Source organism: Chryseobacterium foetidum (genome assembly GCF_025457425.1).
GTDB classification, from domain to species: Bacteria; Bacteroidota; Bacteroidia; order Flavobacteriales; family Weeksellaceae; genus Chryseobacterium; species Chryseobacterium foetidum.
The window spans coordinates 724492-738894 of the sequence record NZ_JAMXIA010000001.1; the positions used below are offsets into that span (position 1 = coordinate 724492).

General features: G+C 36.7%; 14 protein-coding genes and 2 pseudogenes. 8 read left to right on the forward strand and 8 right to left on the reverse strand.

Annotation, left to right across the window (positions count from 1 at the left end):
- Nucleotides 1-27 precede the first annotated feature (27 nt).
- Nucleotides 28-627 (forward strand): hypothetical protein, encoded by a 600-nt coding sequence (locus tag NG809_RS03420; RefSeq protein ID WP_262148091.1) that lies wholly within the window; start codon nt 28-30, stop codon nt 625-627.
- Here the strand turns inward: NG809_RS03420 and NG809_RS03425 are convergent, their stop codons facing one another.
- Nucleotides 628-960, reverse strand: a complete 333-nt coding sequence (locus NG809_RS03425) for a hypothetical protein (RefSeq protein WP_262148093.1) — start codon at nt 958-960, stop codon at nt 628-630.
- 43 nt (nt 961-1003) lie between these two features.
- Between NG809_RS03425 and NG809_RS03430 the strand changes: the two genes are divergently transcribed.
- On the forward strand, nt 1004-1186 hold the full coding sequence (locus NG809_RS03430; protein ID WP_262148096.1) for a DUF5522 domain-containing protein: 183 nt from the start codon (nt 1004-1006) through the stop codon (nt 1184-1186).
- 1 nt (nt 1187) lies between these two features.
- Entirely contained in the window at nt 1188-1718 is a 531-nt protein-coding gene (locus NG809_RS03435) for a DUF4136 domain-containing protein (protein ID WP_262148097.1), read from the forward strand.
- Between the two features lie 93 nt (nt 1719-1811).
- Here the strand turns inward: NG809_RS03435 and NG809_RS03440 are convergent.
- Both NG809_RS03440 and NG809_RS03445 read right to left on the reverse strand, forming a co-directional pair.
- Nucleotides 1812-3378, reverse strand: a pseudogene (locus NG809_RS03440) (IS1182 family transposase).
- A 110-nt stretch (nt 3379-3488) separates the two neighbouring features.
- Nucleotides 3489-4397, reverse strand: a complete 909-nt coding sequence (locus NG809_RS03445) for an SPFH domain-containing protein (RefSeq protein WP_056032003.1) — start codon at nt 4395-4397, stop codon at nt 3489-3491.
- Between the two features lie 220 nt (nt 4398-4617).
- On the opposite strand from NG809_RS03445, the gene NG809_RS03450 reads away from it, so the two are divergent.
- Entirely contained in the window at nt 4618-5286 is a 669-nt protein-coding gene (locus tag NG809_RS03450; RefSeq protein ID WP_262148099.1) for a hypothetical protein, read from the forward strand.
- A gap of 30 nt (nt 5287-5316) precedes the next feature.
- On the opposite strand, the gene NG809_RS03455 is transcribed toward NG809_RS03450, so the two are convergent.
- Nucleotides 5317-6672, reverse strand: coding sequence for a deoxyguanosinetriphosphate triphosphohydrolase (locus NG809_RS03455; RefSeq protein ID WP_262152551.1), 1356 nt, complete (start codon nt 6670-6672; stop codon nt 5317-5319).
- A 70-nt stretch (nt 6673-6742) separates the two neighbouring features.
- Here NG809_RS03455 and NG809_RS03460 point away from each other — a divergent pair, with 70 nt between their 5' ends.
- On the forward strand, nt 6743-7477 hold the full coding sequence (locus NG809_RS03460) for a DNA-formamidopyrimidine glycosylase family protein (protein WP_396124805.1): 735 nt from the start codon (nt 6743-6745) through the stop codon (nt 7475-7477).
- 621 nt (nt 7478-8098) lie between these two features.
- Here the strand turns inward: NG809_RS03460 and NG809_RS03465 are convergent.
- From NG809_RS03465 to NG809_RS03475, 3 genes are all read right to left on the reverse strand, one after another.
- Nucleotides 8099-8515 (reverse strand): arsenate reductase ArsC, encoded by a 417-nt coding sequence (locus NG809_RS03465; protein WP_262148103.1) that lies wholly within the window; start codon nt 8513-8515, stop codon nt 8099-8101.
- Between the two features lie 130 nt (nt 8516-8645).
- Nucleotides 8646-9116, reverse strand: coding sequence for a DUF6428 family protein (locus NG809_RS03470; protein ID WP_262148104.1), 471 nt, complete (start codon nt 9114-9116; stop codon nt 8646-8648).
- 58 nt (nt 9117-9174) lie between these two features.
- Nucleotides 9175-9501: an ArsR/SmtB family transcription factor gene (locus NG809_RS03475; RefSeq protein ID WP_262148106.1), complete on the reverse strand. Its 327-nt coding sequence runs from the start codon at nt 9499-9501 to the stop codon at nt 9175-9177.
- Nucleotides 9502-9659: 158 nt separating this feature from the next.
- Here NG809_RS03475 and NG809_RS03480 point away from each other — a divergent pair, with 158 nt between their 5' ends.
- The 3 genes from NG809_RS03480 to NG809_RS03490 all read left to right on the forward strand — a co-directional run bounded on the left by NG809_RS03480 (nt 9660) and on the right by NG809_RS03490 (nt 12196).
- A complete protein-coding gene (locus NG809_RS03480; RefSeq protein ID WP_262148108.1) occupies nt 9660-10382 on the forward strand; it encodes an AAA family ATPase in 723 nt (240 codons plus the stop codon).
- 161 nt (nt 10383-10543) lie between these two features.
- The gene (locus NG809_RS03485; RefSeq protein ID WP_262148110.1) at nt 10544-11278 is read left to right on the forward strand and encodes a DUF6882 domain-containing protein; all 735 of its coding nucleotides are present in this window, start codon (nt 10544-10546) and stop codon (nt 11276-11278) included.
- A 186-nt stretch (nt 11279-11464) separates the two neighbouring features.
- Nucleotides 11465-12196, forward strand: coding sequence for a hypothetical protein (locus NG809_RS03490; RefSeq protein WP_262148112.1), 732 nt, complete (start codon nt 11465-11467; stop codon nt 12194-12196).
- A 627-nt stretch (nt 12197-12823) separates the two neighbouring features.
- Here NG809_RS03490 and NG809_RS03495 read toward each other — a convergent pair.
- Nucleotides 12824-14390 (reverse strand): annotated as a pseudogene (locus NG809_RS03495) (IS1182 family transposase).
- Nucleotides 14391-14403: the final 13 nt, after the last annotated feature.

Sequence of the window (14403 nt, forward strand, 5' to 3'; positions counted from 1 at the left end):
TAAATTTCACATGAAAAGTTATTCAATATGAAAATGAACAACCCAAAATTTCTGCTTTTTATAACAATCTTGGCAGCAGCTTCAGTTTATTTTTTTTACCTGAAAGACGAACTGGCAAACTCAAATTTTGATAAGATAGACCAGTCAAATCCGAAGGTTGTCACGCTTTTTAATGAAGAAATTGACCTTCAGATTGAACGTTTAAGTTCAGACATATCAAAACCAATGATTCCACAAGGGAAAAAAAATTTAGTTGAATATTTAAAAACTGTAAAAAGCATCAGAACCTACGCCCGTCATGGTGTGAAATCCACTGAAAACAGGAATTATCTTCGTATGCAGACAACTTTTAACGATGGAGAAACTGCAGACAAATCCACCGGCAGAAGCTGCTCCGGAAATCAGAAACCATGCTTGCTGATAAGAGTGGAAATGGAAAACGGACAGGCTAAAAAAGTTTTCACCAATGGTCAGGAAACAAAAGGTTCTCCGGCTGAAACCCAGCAGTATATCAGCACCATTCTGCAAAAGCTATTGATTGAAGATCTGATTGATCATAATGACAAATATTATCCTCCAAGAAAAACTCAGCAAAACTTCGATAAAGATTGGGAAGACGTAAAATAATTAATCTTTGATGTATTTCCGGAAACCCCAGAACTTTCTTTTTTTCAGGTAATTCATATCACGCTCCATTGCGTAGGCTTCACGTTCAAAAGATATTCTGCGGTAGGCTTTGTGGCCGTTTTTCAGTTTAAAAAGCCAGTAGTAAAATTCAAACAGGTAAGCGATGTAAAAGAAAATAATCAGCAACTCCAATTGCTGATGCAAATGAATTTTTTCATGGTTGATCAGTATTTTATTTTTCTTATCTTCGGGATTCCTAATAAAAATAAACGGAAAAAGTGTTATGCCACTTATTTTCAAGCGTTTTAGAGGTTTTTGGCATACAATTATCATAAACACAAATATATAGGTTTTTTGAATTTTAGCATTTAACTTTATGGCTCTATTTGATATCAAAGAGAATGAGGACTTTTATTATAACGAACAGGGATATAAAGTTTTTACAGAAAAATTTCATCTGAAGCGCGGCCACTGCTGCAAAAGCGGATGCAGACACTGCCCTTACGGATACGATAAAAAGACAGACACATTTATAAAGATCATTAAAAAAAATAAATAAAATGAAGAAATATATTTTTATTCTACTTGCAGCAAGCCTAGGTCTTGCATCGTGCAGCCCTTTTCAGGTAAGATCAGATTATGCTCAGACCGCTACTTTCAGCAATTACAGAACGTACAAACTGAGAATTGATGATTTGAAAATAAACGACATCGATAAAGACAGAGTTTTAAATGAATTGTCAAAACAACTTCAGGCAAAAGGTTTGCAGTCTGGCGAAAATCCTGATGTAATCATTAACGTGAAAGCCAATCACAAAAAAATTACTGATATCAGCACCACCAATCCGTACGGAGGAATGTGGGGCTGGGGCGGCGGTTTCGGTTGGGGAATCGGGATGAACAGAACCTGGACGAGCAACTATAACGAAGGTGCCATCATCGTTGATATGGTAGATGCAAAAACTCAAAAGCTGGTTTGGCAGGGAATAGGAAGTGGAATTTCTGTTGACAGACCTAAAGCCAAGCAGAAGCAAATTCCTCAGATTATGTCTGAAATTATGGCAAACTATCCTCCGGGAATGAAGAAATAACAAAAAAGAATCCGTCTCACAACAAAATTTGAGGCGGATTTTTTATTTCAGTAAAATGTATATTATTTTGGAAAATAGAAAAAGTTGTCCTCTTTAGGCAACTTTCTTTCTTAGATTGTGTGCTAAAGCGTGTAAACCGAACTCCAATTCTACTTTTTTCAGACCTTTGAGGGTAAACCGCTTAAAATTATTGCAATGTTTGAGATGTGCAAACACAGGTTCTACTTCAACCGAGCGTTGTTTTCTTTTTTTAATGCCTTTTTCACTGTTTAAAAGCTTTCGTATTTTCTCTTTGTAATCTTCCAAATGATGGTTCCGTTCGATGCTTCGGTTTTCTTTGGAACTGTGGCAAACGCCTCTAATTGGGCATCCATAGCAGTTTTTAGCCTGATAATGGGAGAGCTTTTGAGGATAACCGGTCTTGGTTTTGCGCGTGCTTTCGTGCGTTTTTTCCATCTTTTGTCCCATCGGACAGATATAAAAATCGCCTTCCCCGTTGTAATGCAGATTTTCTTTGCTGAAAGTCTTGTGTTTCGCCTGATAATGGGCATTCTGCTCTTTGTCGAAAGTATTGTATTTTACAAATGGTGTAATATTGTTCTGTTCCAATAATTCGTAGTTCTGCTCGCTTCCGTACCCCGCATCGGCAGTGAGTTCTTCCAACTCTTCCATTCTTTTTTTACCAAACAATTTCTCAAAATTTTCCAAATGACGCTCCAAAGTATTGATATCATTGGTTTGCTGATGGATGGTATAATTGACGATGATTTGATTTTGACTTCGTCGAATCTTCGATTTCTGTGGAAATCTGTGCATTATAAGCCGGTTTGAGCTGTCCATTCATCATGTGATCGTCCTTCATTCTCATGAAAGTAGCATCTTCATCGGTCTTGCTGTAGGAATTCCGCTCTGCTAAAATAGCTTCCTGAGCTTCGTATTTATCGAGGTTTTTCTCAAAATTGTTTTTAATGTAATTCAGTTTGGCTTTGGCTTTTTTGTCGGAATCGGTTTTACCCCCGCTGCCTTTTAATTTGGCATTGATATTTTCTGCCGTTTGCCGGATTTTTTCTTTGCTGATCTCTTTGAACTCCGGCGGTTCAGGGTCTTTATCTTCTTCCTTTGCCACACTTTGAGCGTATTTCCAGAGCTCTTCCAGTTGACGAAGCATTTTTTCTTTGTTGGTTTTGATGGAATTTGCCCAGACAAAAGTGTAGCGACCCGCCTGTGCTTCAATTTTGGTTCCGTCTACAAACACCTGTTTCAGGCTCACCAAACCTTCTTCTGCCAAAAGCAAAACCACCTGGGAGAAAATATTTTTGAAGGCGGCTTCAAGTTTATGGGCACGAAAACGGTTCACGGTATTGTGATCTACAATACTCATGTTGGAGAGCCACATGAAGTTGATGTTTTCACGAAGCGCTTTTTCGATTTTCCGCGATGAATAAATATTGTTCATATACGCAAAAACCATCACCTTGAGCATCATCACAGGGTGATAACTGGGATTTCCTTCTTTACTGTAAGCTTTCAGGAGCGGGTCAATGTTTACCTTCTCCAAAATATCATTAACGATCCGAACAGGATGATTTTCGGGAATCAAATCCTCAAAACTATAAGGAAACAAAACCAACTGATTTTGATTATAATGCTTAAAATTCATAAACAACTATCTGATTATCAGATATAAATATACGAAATCCTGCAATAATTACCAAAAAAAACCGCCTCAGTTGTGAGACGGATTCTTTTTTTATACTTTTTTCTGAGAACTTATTTTTTAGGTGGAAGATTTAAATCATCCAGATTTTGCGTGGCAGCCATTGAAACCACTAAATCATTCAACATAGAACTTGCTGCTGTCGGTGAATTTGGCAACAATACCAAATTACTTCTGTTATTAGCCCCGATAGACTGAAGGGTATCATAATGCTGCGTAACCACGATTAATGCAGAAGCTTCCTGAGGTTTAATATTCACAGAATTCAGCATGTGCACGGATTCCTGAAGACCCTTTGCAATTTCTCTTCTCTGGTCTGCAATACCTTGACCTTGTAACTTTTTAGATTCAGCTTCAGCTTTTGCAACAGCAACAATTCTGATTCTTTGTGCTTCAGACTCATATTCCGCAGCTGTTTTTTCCCTTTCAGCAGCGTTGATTCTGTTCATCGCATGTTTTACCTGCTCATCCGGATCAATATCAGTCACCAAAGCTTTGATGATATCGTATCCATAACTTTGCATCGCTTCCTGCAATTCACTTTTTACTGCAATAGCGATATCATCTTTTCTTACGAAGACGTCGTCCAATTTGGTTTTTGGAACTTCAGCACGCACAACGTCAAACACGTATGAAGTAATCTGATTTTCAGGATTTTCCAGACGATAGTACGCATCCTTTACATTTTCCCGGATAACCTGATACTGCACGGAAACTTTCATTTTAATAAAAACGTTATCCAGAGTTTTGGTGTCTATGATAACATCCAGCTGCTGGATTCTCAGATTCAGACGTTTCGCAATCTGATCAAGAAAAGGAATTTTAAGATGTAAACCTGCGTGGCTTACTTTCAGGAATTTACCCAATCTTTCCACAACTGCAGCAGATTCCTGCTTTACGGTGAAAAATGAAGCAAATAAAGTGATCAGTCCAAAAAAGACCAGAATACCTAAATAAATCATACAATATTTTTTGATAGTTAGTCTTTAAATATACACAATAATTATTTTTTTTACGAATTTTCAGCAACATACTTTTATTTTTTATATAGTGAGAAAACAATAACCCAAAAACTAAACATCGAGCAACTGCACAATTTCATGTTCTTATGAAAATTGAATTTCCGGCTTCCAGAACCGGAAAAGAAAGGTTTATCATTACAACGGCGCCCGTGCAGTTTCGGTGGAAACCAAAAGAAAACCTTCCGGAAAATGGGGTTCGTCCATCAACAACGATTTCAGTTTTAATCCGTGGTCGATTAATTTAATGGATGAAGATATTATTGAAATTTTAAAAAGTGGCGGAATTCTCTGGGTAAGTCTGGATGTAAGAATCCTTGGTTTTCAGTCTAAAGTCGGTTTAAATATGGCCGGCGACGAAGAATACCTGAGTACACCTGATTTTCAGACACATTTTCCACAAATTTCAGTTAAAAATCTCCGTACAGAAACTATGGAATCGATGATGGAGCAGGAAAGCTGGTTGGTTCCAACTAAGGAAGAACGCCATCCGCTGGTGTTCTGTTTTAATGTCATCCACATTATTCAGGTTGGAATTGTAAGGGTTGGAGTGAGCGAGCCGTGGAAAAATATCTGCATCGGAAGTGATTTTGACGGATTAATTGAACCTTTAAAAATATGTCCCGAAGCATCTTCACTGGATGAACTCGAAGCCAATCTTCACAAATGGCTTTTGATTGCTGAAAAATCCTACGTTGAACAAAACGGCGGAAAAGCCGTACTTGCCGACAAACCACAAAAGGAAATCAACAAAATTATCACAGGAATAATGGGACAAAATGGAATTGATTTTTCAGAAAATGGAAGAATAATTTTCAGTGATAGATGTTAATCCAGCTTTTATAGGTGCGTGATTCATTTTTTACATCGTCATTCCAATATCAATCCCTTTGATTTTTCTGTATAAATCTGTCGCATAATTGTCCGTCATCCCCGAAACAAAATCGATCACGCCCAAAACTTTCTGATAATCTGAACCTTCTTCATACACAAACTGTTGCGGAAGAAGTTTCAGTGCCATTTTATCGTAAGATTTAATCTCATTTTTAGACTTTAAAACCGAGGGAATGAAGTGATCTAAAAGTTCGTACATTACGTTGTATCCGGCGTTTTCAATCTCAACAACCGCTTTATGATTGTAAATTTTATTGATTGAAAAAGTTTCAATATCCTTTAAAGTATTTTTCTCGGATTTATAAATATCAAGAAGTGCTTTATCCAGACTTCCGTCGAGGATTTTACTGAAATTGGCTTTATAAATTTCAATGGATTGGTTTATTAAAGCATTAATAACCTTGGCTCTCAGATAAGAAATCCGTTCGTTTTCGTTTGAAATTAAAGACAGTTTATCTTTTACTTTTTTGATGTCATTCGTCTCTGATTTTACCAGTTCGAAGAACAGATTCTCGCAGTCTGCGGTCGATACAATTCCCAGACGGTGCGCATCTTCCATATCGATAATATTGTAGCAAATATCGTCTGCCGCCTCTACCAGCCAAACAAAAGGATGTCTTTTGAAAATATACGGTTCATCATTTTCCTGTACAAGCTGCGTTGCTGTAGCGATTTTCAGGAAAGTATCTTTCTCATTCTGGAAGAAACCAAATTTCTTACGATGAAGAATTTTTTTATCTCTGGCAACGGCTTCACAAGGGTATTTGGCAATGGCAGAAAGTGTAGAATAGGTCAATTGAGTTCCTCCCAAATCTTTGCCTTGTTGCTGATGCGTCAAAACACGGATGGCGTTGGCGTTTCCTTCAAAATTGACGAGATCTGCCCATTCTTTTGCATTGAATTTATCTTTAATCTGATTTTCGTTTTTATCAAAATAACTTGCAATCGCATCTTCGCCCGAATGCCCGAAAGCCGGATTCCCAACATCATGACAAAGACAGGCAGCGGCAATTACGTTGCTGAGATTATGAGTGTAAAAGCTTTTTGAATCTTCGGTCAAAACGGATTCGAAATTTTTAACAATAAAATCTCCGATAATGCTTCCCAAACTTCTTCCTACAGAGGAAACTTCAAGAGAATGCGTTAATCTGTTGTGTACAAAAACACTTCCGGGAAGCGGGAAAACCTGAGTTTTATTCTGCAGTCTTCTGAAGGCAGAAGAAAATATAATTCTGTCGTAATCTCTCTGAAAATCGGTGCGGGAGGCCGCTGTATTTGGATTGTTGCCGGTACGCTGACTGGTAAAAATCTCATTCAAATTCATCATTTTTCAAAATTAAAGCAAATTTTATTTTTAAAGGAATAATATTTGACTTTTTATAGAAAAACAAGCTATGCCCGAAGGTCCAACCATAATTTTAATGAAAGAAGATCTGCAAAAATTTGCAGGCGAAAAGGTCACTGAAGTGAATGGCAGCGAAGTTCCTGAAAAAGCCAGAATCAAAGGAGAAATTCTTCGTGAAATAAAAACCTTTGGCAAGCAAACCTATCTCATTTTTGATGAAATAATTTTTAAAGTTCACCTGATGATGTTTGGTTCCTACAGTTTATTCAAAAGAAAAGACATAGACACGCTAAAACTAGGATTGACATTTAAAGACGGCGGAATTTACTTTTACACCTGTGTTGTAAAGGTGGTTGACGAAAGCGATTTATCCAAAATCAATTGGGAATCTGACATCATGAGCAAGAAATGGAGTGATGAAAAAGCAATTGAAAAAATGCAAAAACATCCTGAAATGTTGATTTGCGATGCTATGATGAATCAGGATATTTTTGCAGGTGTCGGGAACATCATTAAAAATGAAGCTCTCTTCCGTGCAGGAATTCATCCCGAAACTTTAATTAAAAATTTAACGAAGGCTAAACTTAAGCTGATTATCAAAGAAACGAAAGATTACAGTTTTGAGTTTTTAAAATATAAACGTACCGATACTTTGAGTAAGACATTTCAGGTTTACCATAAAAAGACCTGTCCGATCTGTGGCGTGGAGATTTTAAAAAAGGAAACCGGAAAAAGCAAACGTATGAGTTTTTTCTGTATCAAAGATCAGCAACTGATGAAATAAATAATCCTTCAAAACTTTTATTTCTAATGCTAAGTTTTGTTTAAAAATTCCATTTTTTTGAATGCAAGACATACTATTTTAGCATTCTTTCAATTAACAAGTCCGCAATGACTAGTGCACAATAATTATTAATTTGATATTTTTTTACTAATTTAATAATTAAAAACAGATAGTTAAATCAATATTCCATTGTAATTCTCCAATTTAAAAACATATTAAAAAGGCATTAAAACCGCTATCAACAGTGACAAACATCATATTACAAGGTTTGCAGGTTATAAAAAATGCCGTAAATTTGCATTATAGAATTCGCAACTAAATTTAAATAAAATAAAAATTCAACAATTATGATCGCTTATATCGGAATCGCAACTTGTGCAGTGTTAGTATCATCTTATTTTGCAACTGCTAAAAAAGAGGGAAATTAATTTTAAACAAAATTACAGACTATAGAAAAAACACTTACAGATTAGAATATTCATATTCATTTAACTAAATTATTTTTTACAAATTGATCAAACATTGCGTTTGATTTTTTTTTTGGACAAATCTCGGTGACTAAACACTTCGAATACTCTTAAATATTGTCAGACATTTTAGTCAACCGTTCCTGTCATTAAACTATAGATTTTTGAGAACGAAACTGTGACAATAGTCTTTAATCTGTTGCCTCACATTTCTGAATTCTTCAGCAATTTCTTCGTCTGTTCCAATGGCTTTTGCCGGATCGGGAAAATTGTAATGAATCTTCTGAGCATTTGTCGGAAAATACGGACAGCGCTCTTTTGCATTATCACATACCGTAATCACATAATCAAAATCTATATTCCGATATTCGTCAATATTATTGGAGGTGTGATTTGAAATATCAATTCCGTCCTCTTTCATGGTTTTGACTGCCATGGGATTTACGCCGTGAGTTTCTACACCTGCGCTGAAAATTTCGGCTTCCTGTCTGGCAAAATATCTTAAATAGCCTTCTGCAATCTGGCTTCTGCAACTGTTACCTGTGCAAAGCACCAATATCTTTTTTGTCATAATTTAAACGAATAACCAAATGATATTGATAATACAAAACTTCGGGTCGAAGCCGAAAAGAAGTTGCAAGACAATAACAGATGATGTGATTATAATAGGTTTTTTATATCTGATCAGTTTTGCTTTCATCCTAACAACATCCGGAATTTGGTTTGCAGCCATTTTGATTTACGGACAGATCAGCTAGATTTTTTTTCTGTTTTTCAGACGGAATTCCACATGCATCCACAGCCAGACAAGCTGCAGTTTTGTTTTTCAGGACAAATGTTTTTCCGTTAAATTCTAAATCATATTTGCCGATAGTCTCCGTTTGATATTCTACTTCAATTTCATGATCTTCGATGCCTAATTTCTCTTCTGAAAGCCTGATGATGTCGAGCAATCTGTCTGGCTTCAGGCGGTGATCAAAATCGTCAGCGCTCCACAATTGAAAATTCACAGTGTTTTCTGTACGAATGACACCACCACAGTCAATAAACGTTTTGGTACTCGTTCCTACTTCGGTCACGTGAAAATGTTCTGGTACAAAACTTTCGTTTTCCAATTGAAATTCCACATTTTCTAATGTCTGCAAAATCTGTTTTACTTTTGAAAGATTCATTATTAATTTAATTTATAGTTTAATTGCAATATTACGATACAAATTTTTAAAAATATGCCTAGCAGCATTTGGCTTTAGACACAGTTTCTACGATGTTGGAGAAATAGATATTTAAAATATTGATTACATTCTCATCAATACAGTAGCAAATCGAATTTCCTTCTATATTTCCTTTTATAATACCTGCACTTTTAAGTTCTTTAAGATGTTGAGAAACGGTCGGTTGGGCCAGCGGAAGTTCGTTTACAATATCTCCGCAGATACATTCTTTTACTTTCATTAAATATTCAATAATCGCAATTCTCGCAGGATGTCCCAGTGCTTTTGCGATGGTCGCAATTTGGTTTTGCTGATCCGTGAAATGTTCTGTTTTAGTAGCTCCCATATACCCTGATTCTATATTGCAATATTACGATAATAATTGAATGAGATATGATTTTTTCTGATGTTTTTATAAAATTTTCAATTTAGAAAATTGTTAAGTGCGTCTTGTCTGAGGATCAGGCATAAAAATTATCTTTGCATTTTATTAATCGGAAAATAATGAATCTGTACAACCTAATCATTCAGGACAAAGAAGCGGTGACGCTCGATGATGTTTTTTTGGAACCTCAAAATAAAAATCAAATTGTACAGCTCATCAAAGAACAGAAATACGCAGACGAGCTGCAGAAATACGGACTTCCCGTCAACAATAAAATCCTTCTCGAAGGAAGTTCAGGTTGTGGCAAAACCATGACTGCAAAAGCGATTGCGAATGCTTTGGACAAGAACATCATTATTCTCAACCTCAGCAATATTGTTTCATCAAGAATTGGCGAAACTTCCCAAAACATCAAAATGATTTTCGATAAAGCGGCGAGAGAACGCTCCGTTCTTTTCCTTGATGAACTTGATCAGATCGGAAAAGCCCGTGGAAGCGATGACAAAGACGTTGGCGAAATGCGAAGACTGGTCAACACATTGATTCAGCTGATCGACTATTATCCCGAAAATGCGCTTCTCCTCTGCGCCACCAACCACGCAGAAATCATCGACACCGCCATCATCAGACGTTTTCAGCTGAAATTACAATACGAAATGCCTTCAAAAGATTTTCTGGATTCTTTCTATGACAGTGTTTTGTTAAAATTTCCAGAAGATCTCAGTAATATTGATAGAAAATACAATATTTCTTTTGCTGAAGCGAAGGATTATGCTTTTACGATGGTGAAAGGGAGGTTGATTGAGAGGTTAGAAAACCAAAATAATACTAAATCTATTTAAGCAACACTTTATCATCGTATCTTGAAATAAAATTGTTTTAATTGACTATTTTATTTATTTTTAGCAAAATTATTTTGGATTGACGCAATGCGTGAAGCCAAAAGTTACCTGCCATTTTGCAGAACAGACCGTAAACATTGAAAAAACACAAAAACTAACATATGGGATTTTTAAACAAATTATTTGGACAAAGCGACAAAAAGGAACAAACTAACGAAACAGAAACTCAACAAAATTTGACACCTTGTAAAACTGAACAAGAACTTATTGAACGGTTTGGTGGTATTGCTTTTGACAAACAAATTGACTTGGGCGAAGTAATTGGCGAAAACAATTGGAATGTTGATATGACAAAAGGCGAAATTAGTTTTGGAGCTAATCTTGTGTTTCCAATTCAAGTTTTAGGAACATTTTCTCATTCATCTGAAACTTGGCTTTGGTCTTGGGCAAATTCAAAATCAGGACTTCCTCAAAACTTAACACAGCAAGCTGAACAACTTAAAAAATATGGAGAAGATAATGGAATTGACTTGTTGAAGAATAGTGATTTTGACGCTTCAAAAGACGATTTACATTTAATCGGACTTATTGCTTCGGGAATGTTCAATTCAAGCGGTTATTACATTGCCGATTATGGACAAGGAGCAATGGTAGTAACAATAAAAAGCGACAAAGTGGACAAAATCCGCCAAGACAAGCATCACAGAATTTTGACTGTTTTTCCGCAACTCATTTCACAATATGAAATGAACCATAATTTTGCTTTGACAAATTATTTGACAAATAAGGGTTACAATATTTCCGAAAACGGAAGTAAATTAGTTGCAACAAAAAACGGAAATACAATAAAAGCTGAATTTGACAATAAAGCAAGACTGACAAAACTAAACGGCTAAAAAAACGGCAGGTAACATGAACTGTGTAAAAAATCCCCCTGCACAAATCCTCCTGACTTTGAGCTCATCTCAAAAAAACCTCGCCCCCAAAGCGAGGTTTTTCATTAAAAAAAAATCACACACGCGTCACAAAATCCAAAAATATTTTTATATTTGTTATGCTAACAATTTAAACACAAATGACTTATGGCATCAACATCCGAAACCGGACACGCAAAAAACATTGCTAATTTCCAGACATTAATCGAATACGTTCAGGGCTACGGCTCAGCCTACAACCCTTCAAAACAAAACATTCAACTGTCCGCTTTACTTGCACTCAAAGGTTCAGGAGATGCAGAAATGGCGAATACTTTGTCAAAAAACAACAATTACAAAAACAGAGTAAACGAAAGACAATTGGCGTTCAGTGATATCGAAAAATTGGCTTCACGTTTAGTCAACGCTCTGGAGGCTACAGATGCATCTGCAGGAAGCATCAAAAATGCAAAATCGTTCCGACAGAAAATTCTGGGCAAACGCGTTGCCCCACCCAAAGCGTCCACAGATCCGGAAAATGAAAATCCCAAAACCAATTCTGTGAGTCAGAAGTCTTTTGACCAAATCACTGAGCATTTGTCCGGACTGAAAACTGTGCTGGAGTCAGAACCCAGCTATGCACCCAATGAAACAGAATTACAGGTAGCCACAATTACAACAAAAATTCAGGATTTACGGGCTAAAACAACCGCAGTGAACGCAGGCCTTGCCGAACTCAATAATTCCAGAATCAGCAGAAATAAAATCCTTTATACTGATGAAAACAGCATTTACGAAACAGCTGCCGATGTGAAAAAATACATCAAATCCGTATTCGGTCCCTCCAGTCCGGAATTTAAACAGGTTTCCGGATTGAAGATTTCAGGTTTAAAAAAATAATTTTAATTAAAAATCGCCGACAATTTTTCAACTGATCGGCGTTTTTTTTGTTTCCAAATCATTTCCCAAAGCGATAGCACTCCACCAAAAAGAAATTCAGCTCCATCCGAAAGCAAGCATACTATTTTCTAAAGAAATTCCACTCCACTCATCAGCAATATTACTCCATCCAACAGCAATCTTACTTCTCATAAAAACAATCATCCTCCATCTAAAAGAAATTTCGCTCCACCCAAAAGCAATCACACTCCGACCAAAAGTAATCCTGATCCACCCAAAAGCAATCATACTCCGACCAAAAGAAATCCTGCTCCACCCGCAAGCAATCAGGTTACCGCAAAACACTTTTCCTATCCTCAAAAAGTAAACGAAATGTCTTCCAGAAAACTACACAAACACACACAGCAACAATTCACTCTCACAACACATACTTTCAGCCATTAAAAAGATTGCCGGATTGCTTAATCCATCACCATTCTGCTTCCTCAGAGGGATGGACTCGAACAAAGGGAAGAAGTCTGGATAGTTTCCAACAAAAAAAGAATCCGTCTCACAACAAAATTTGAGGCGGATTTTTTATTTCAGTAAAATGTATATTATTTTGGAAAATAGAAAAAGTTGTCCTCTTTAGGCAACTTTCTTTCTTAGATTGTGTGCTAAAGCGTGTAAACCGAACTCCAATTCTACTTTTTTCAGACCTTTGAGGGTAAACCGCTTAAAATTATTGCAATGTTTGAGATGTGCAAACACAGGTTCTACTTCAACCGAGCGTTGTTTTCTTTTTTTAATGCCTTTTTCACTGTTTAAAAGCTTTCGTATTTTCTCTTTGTAATCTTCCAAATGATGGTTCCGTTCGATGCTTCGGTTTTCTTTGGAACTGTGGCAAACGCCTCTAATTGGGCATCCATAGCAGTTTTTAGCCTGATAATGGGAGAGCTTTTGAGGATAACCGGTCTTGGTTTTGCGCGTGCTTTCGTGCGTTTTTTCCATCTTTTGTCCCATCGGACAGATATAAAAATCGCCTTCCCCGTTGTAATGCAGATTTTCTTTGCTGAAAGTCTTGTGTTTCGCCTGATAATGGGCATTCTGCTCTTTGTCGAAAGTATTGTATTTTACAAATGGTGTAATATTGTTCTGTTCCAATAATTCGTAGTTCTGCTCGCTTCCGTACCCCGCATCGGCAGTGAGTTCTTCCAACTCTTCCATTCTTTTTTTACCAAACAATTTCTCAAAATTTTCCAAATGACGCTCCAAAGTATTGATATCATTGGTTTGCTGATGGATGGTATAATTGACGATGATTTGATTTTGACTTCGTCGAATCTTCGATTTCTGTGGAAATCTGTGCATTATAAGCCGGTTTGAGCTGTCCATTCATCATGTGATCGTCCTTCATTCTCATGAAAGTAGCATCTTCATCGGTCTTGCTGTAGGAATTCCGCTCTGCTAAAATAGCTTCCTGAGCTTCGTATTTATCGAGGTTTTTCTCAAAATTGTTTTTAATGTAATTCAGTTTGGCTTTGGCTTTTTTGTCGGAATCGGTTTTACCCCCGCTGCCTTTTAATTTGGCATTGATATTTTCTGCCGTTTGCCGGATTTTTTCTTTGCTGATCTCTTTGAACTCCGGCGGTTCAGGGTCTTTATCTTCTTCCTTTGCCACACTTTGAGCGTATTTCCAGAGCTCTTCCAGTTGACGAAGCATTTTTTCTTTGTTGGTTTTGATGGAATTTGCCCAGACAAAAGTGTAGCGACCCGCCTGTGCTTCAATTTTGGTTCCGTCTACAAACACCTGTTTCAGGCTCACCAAACCTTCTTCTGCCAAAAGCAAAACCACCTGGGAGAAAATATTTTTGAAGGCGGCTTCAAGTTTATGGGCACGAAAACGGTTCACGGTATTGTGATCTACAATACTCATGTTGGAGAGCCACATGAAGTTGATGTTTTCACGAAGCGCTTTTTCGATTTTCCGCGATGAATAAATATTGTTCATATACGCAAAAACCATCACCTTGAGCATCATCACAGGGTGATAACTGGGATTTCCTTCTTTACTGTAAGCTTTCAGGAGCGGGTCAATGTTTACCTTCTCCAAAATATCATTAACGATCCGAACAGGATGATTTTCGGGAATCAAATCCTCAAAACTATAAGGAAACAAAACCAACTGATTTTGATTATAATGCTTAAAATTCATAAACAACTATCTG

Excerpts from the sequence above, each read along its gene's own strand:
- NG809_RS03420 (WP_262148091.1), top strand. The coding sequence starts at position 28 with ATGAAAATGAACAACCCAAAATTTCTGCTTTTTATAACAATCTTGGCA.
- NG809_RS03430 (WP_262148096.1), top strand. The coding sequence starts at position 1,004 with ATGGCTCTATTTGATATCAAAGAGAATGAGGACTTTTATTATAACGAA.
- NG809_RS03460 (WP_396124805.1), top strand. The coding sequence starts at position 6,743 with ATGCCCGAAGGTCCAACCATAATTTTAATGAAAGAAGATCTGCAAAAA.
- NG809_RS03435 (WP_262148097.1), top strand. The coding sequence starts at position 1,188 with ATGAAGAAATATATTTTTATTCTACTTGCAGCAAGCCTAGGTCTTGCA.
- NG809_RS03485 (WP_262148110.1), top strand. The coding sequence starts at position 10,544 with ATGGGATTTTTAAACAAATTATTTGGACAAAGCGACAAAAAGGAACAA.
- NG809_RS03455 (WP_262152551.1), bottom strand. The coding sequence starts at position 6,672 with ATGAATTTGAATGAGATTTTTACCAGTCAGCGTACCGGCAACAATCCA.
- NG809_RS03470 (WP_262148104.1), bottom strand. The coding sequence starts at position 9,116 with ATGAATCTTTCAAAAGTAAAACAGATTTTGCAGACATTAGAAAATGTG.
- NG809_RS03475 (WP_262148106.1), bottom strand. The coding sequence starts at position 9,501 with ATGGGAGCTACTAAAACAGAACATTTCACGGATCAGCAAAACCAAATT.
- NG809_RS03465 (WP_262148103.1), bottom strand. The coding sequence starts at position 8,515 with ATGACAAAAAAGATATTGGTGCTTTGCACAGGTAACAGTTGCAGAAGC.
- NG809_RS03425 (WP_262148093.1), bottom strand. The coding sequence starts at position 960 with ATGATAATTGTATGCCAAAAACCTCTAAAACGCTTGAAAATAAGTGGC.
- NG809_RS03480 (WP_262148108.1), top strand. The coding sequence starts at position 9,660 with ATGAATCTGTACAACCTAATCATTCAGGACAAAGAAGCGGTGACGCTC.
- NG809_RS03445 (WP_056032003.1), bottom strand. The coding sequence starts at position 4,397 with ATGATTTATTTAGGTATTCTGGTCTTTTTTGGACTGATCACTTTATTT.
- NG809_RS03490 (WP_262148112.1), top strand. The coding sequence starts at position 11,465 with ATGGCATCAACATCCGAAACCGGACACGCAAAAAACATTGCTAATTTC.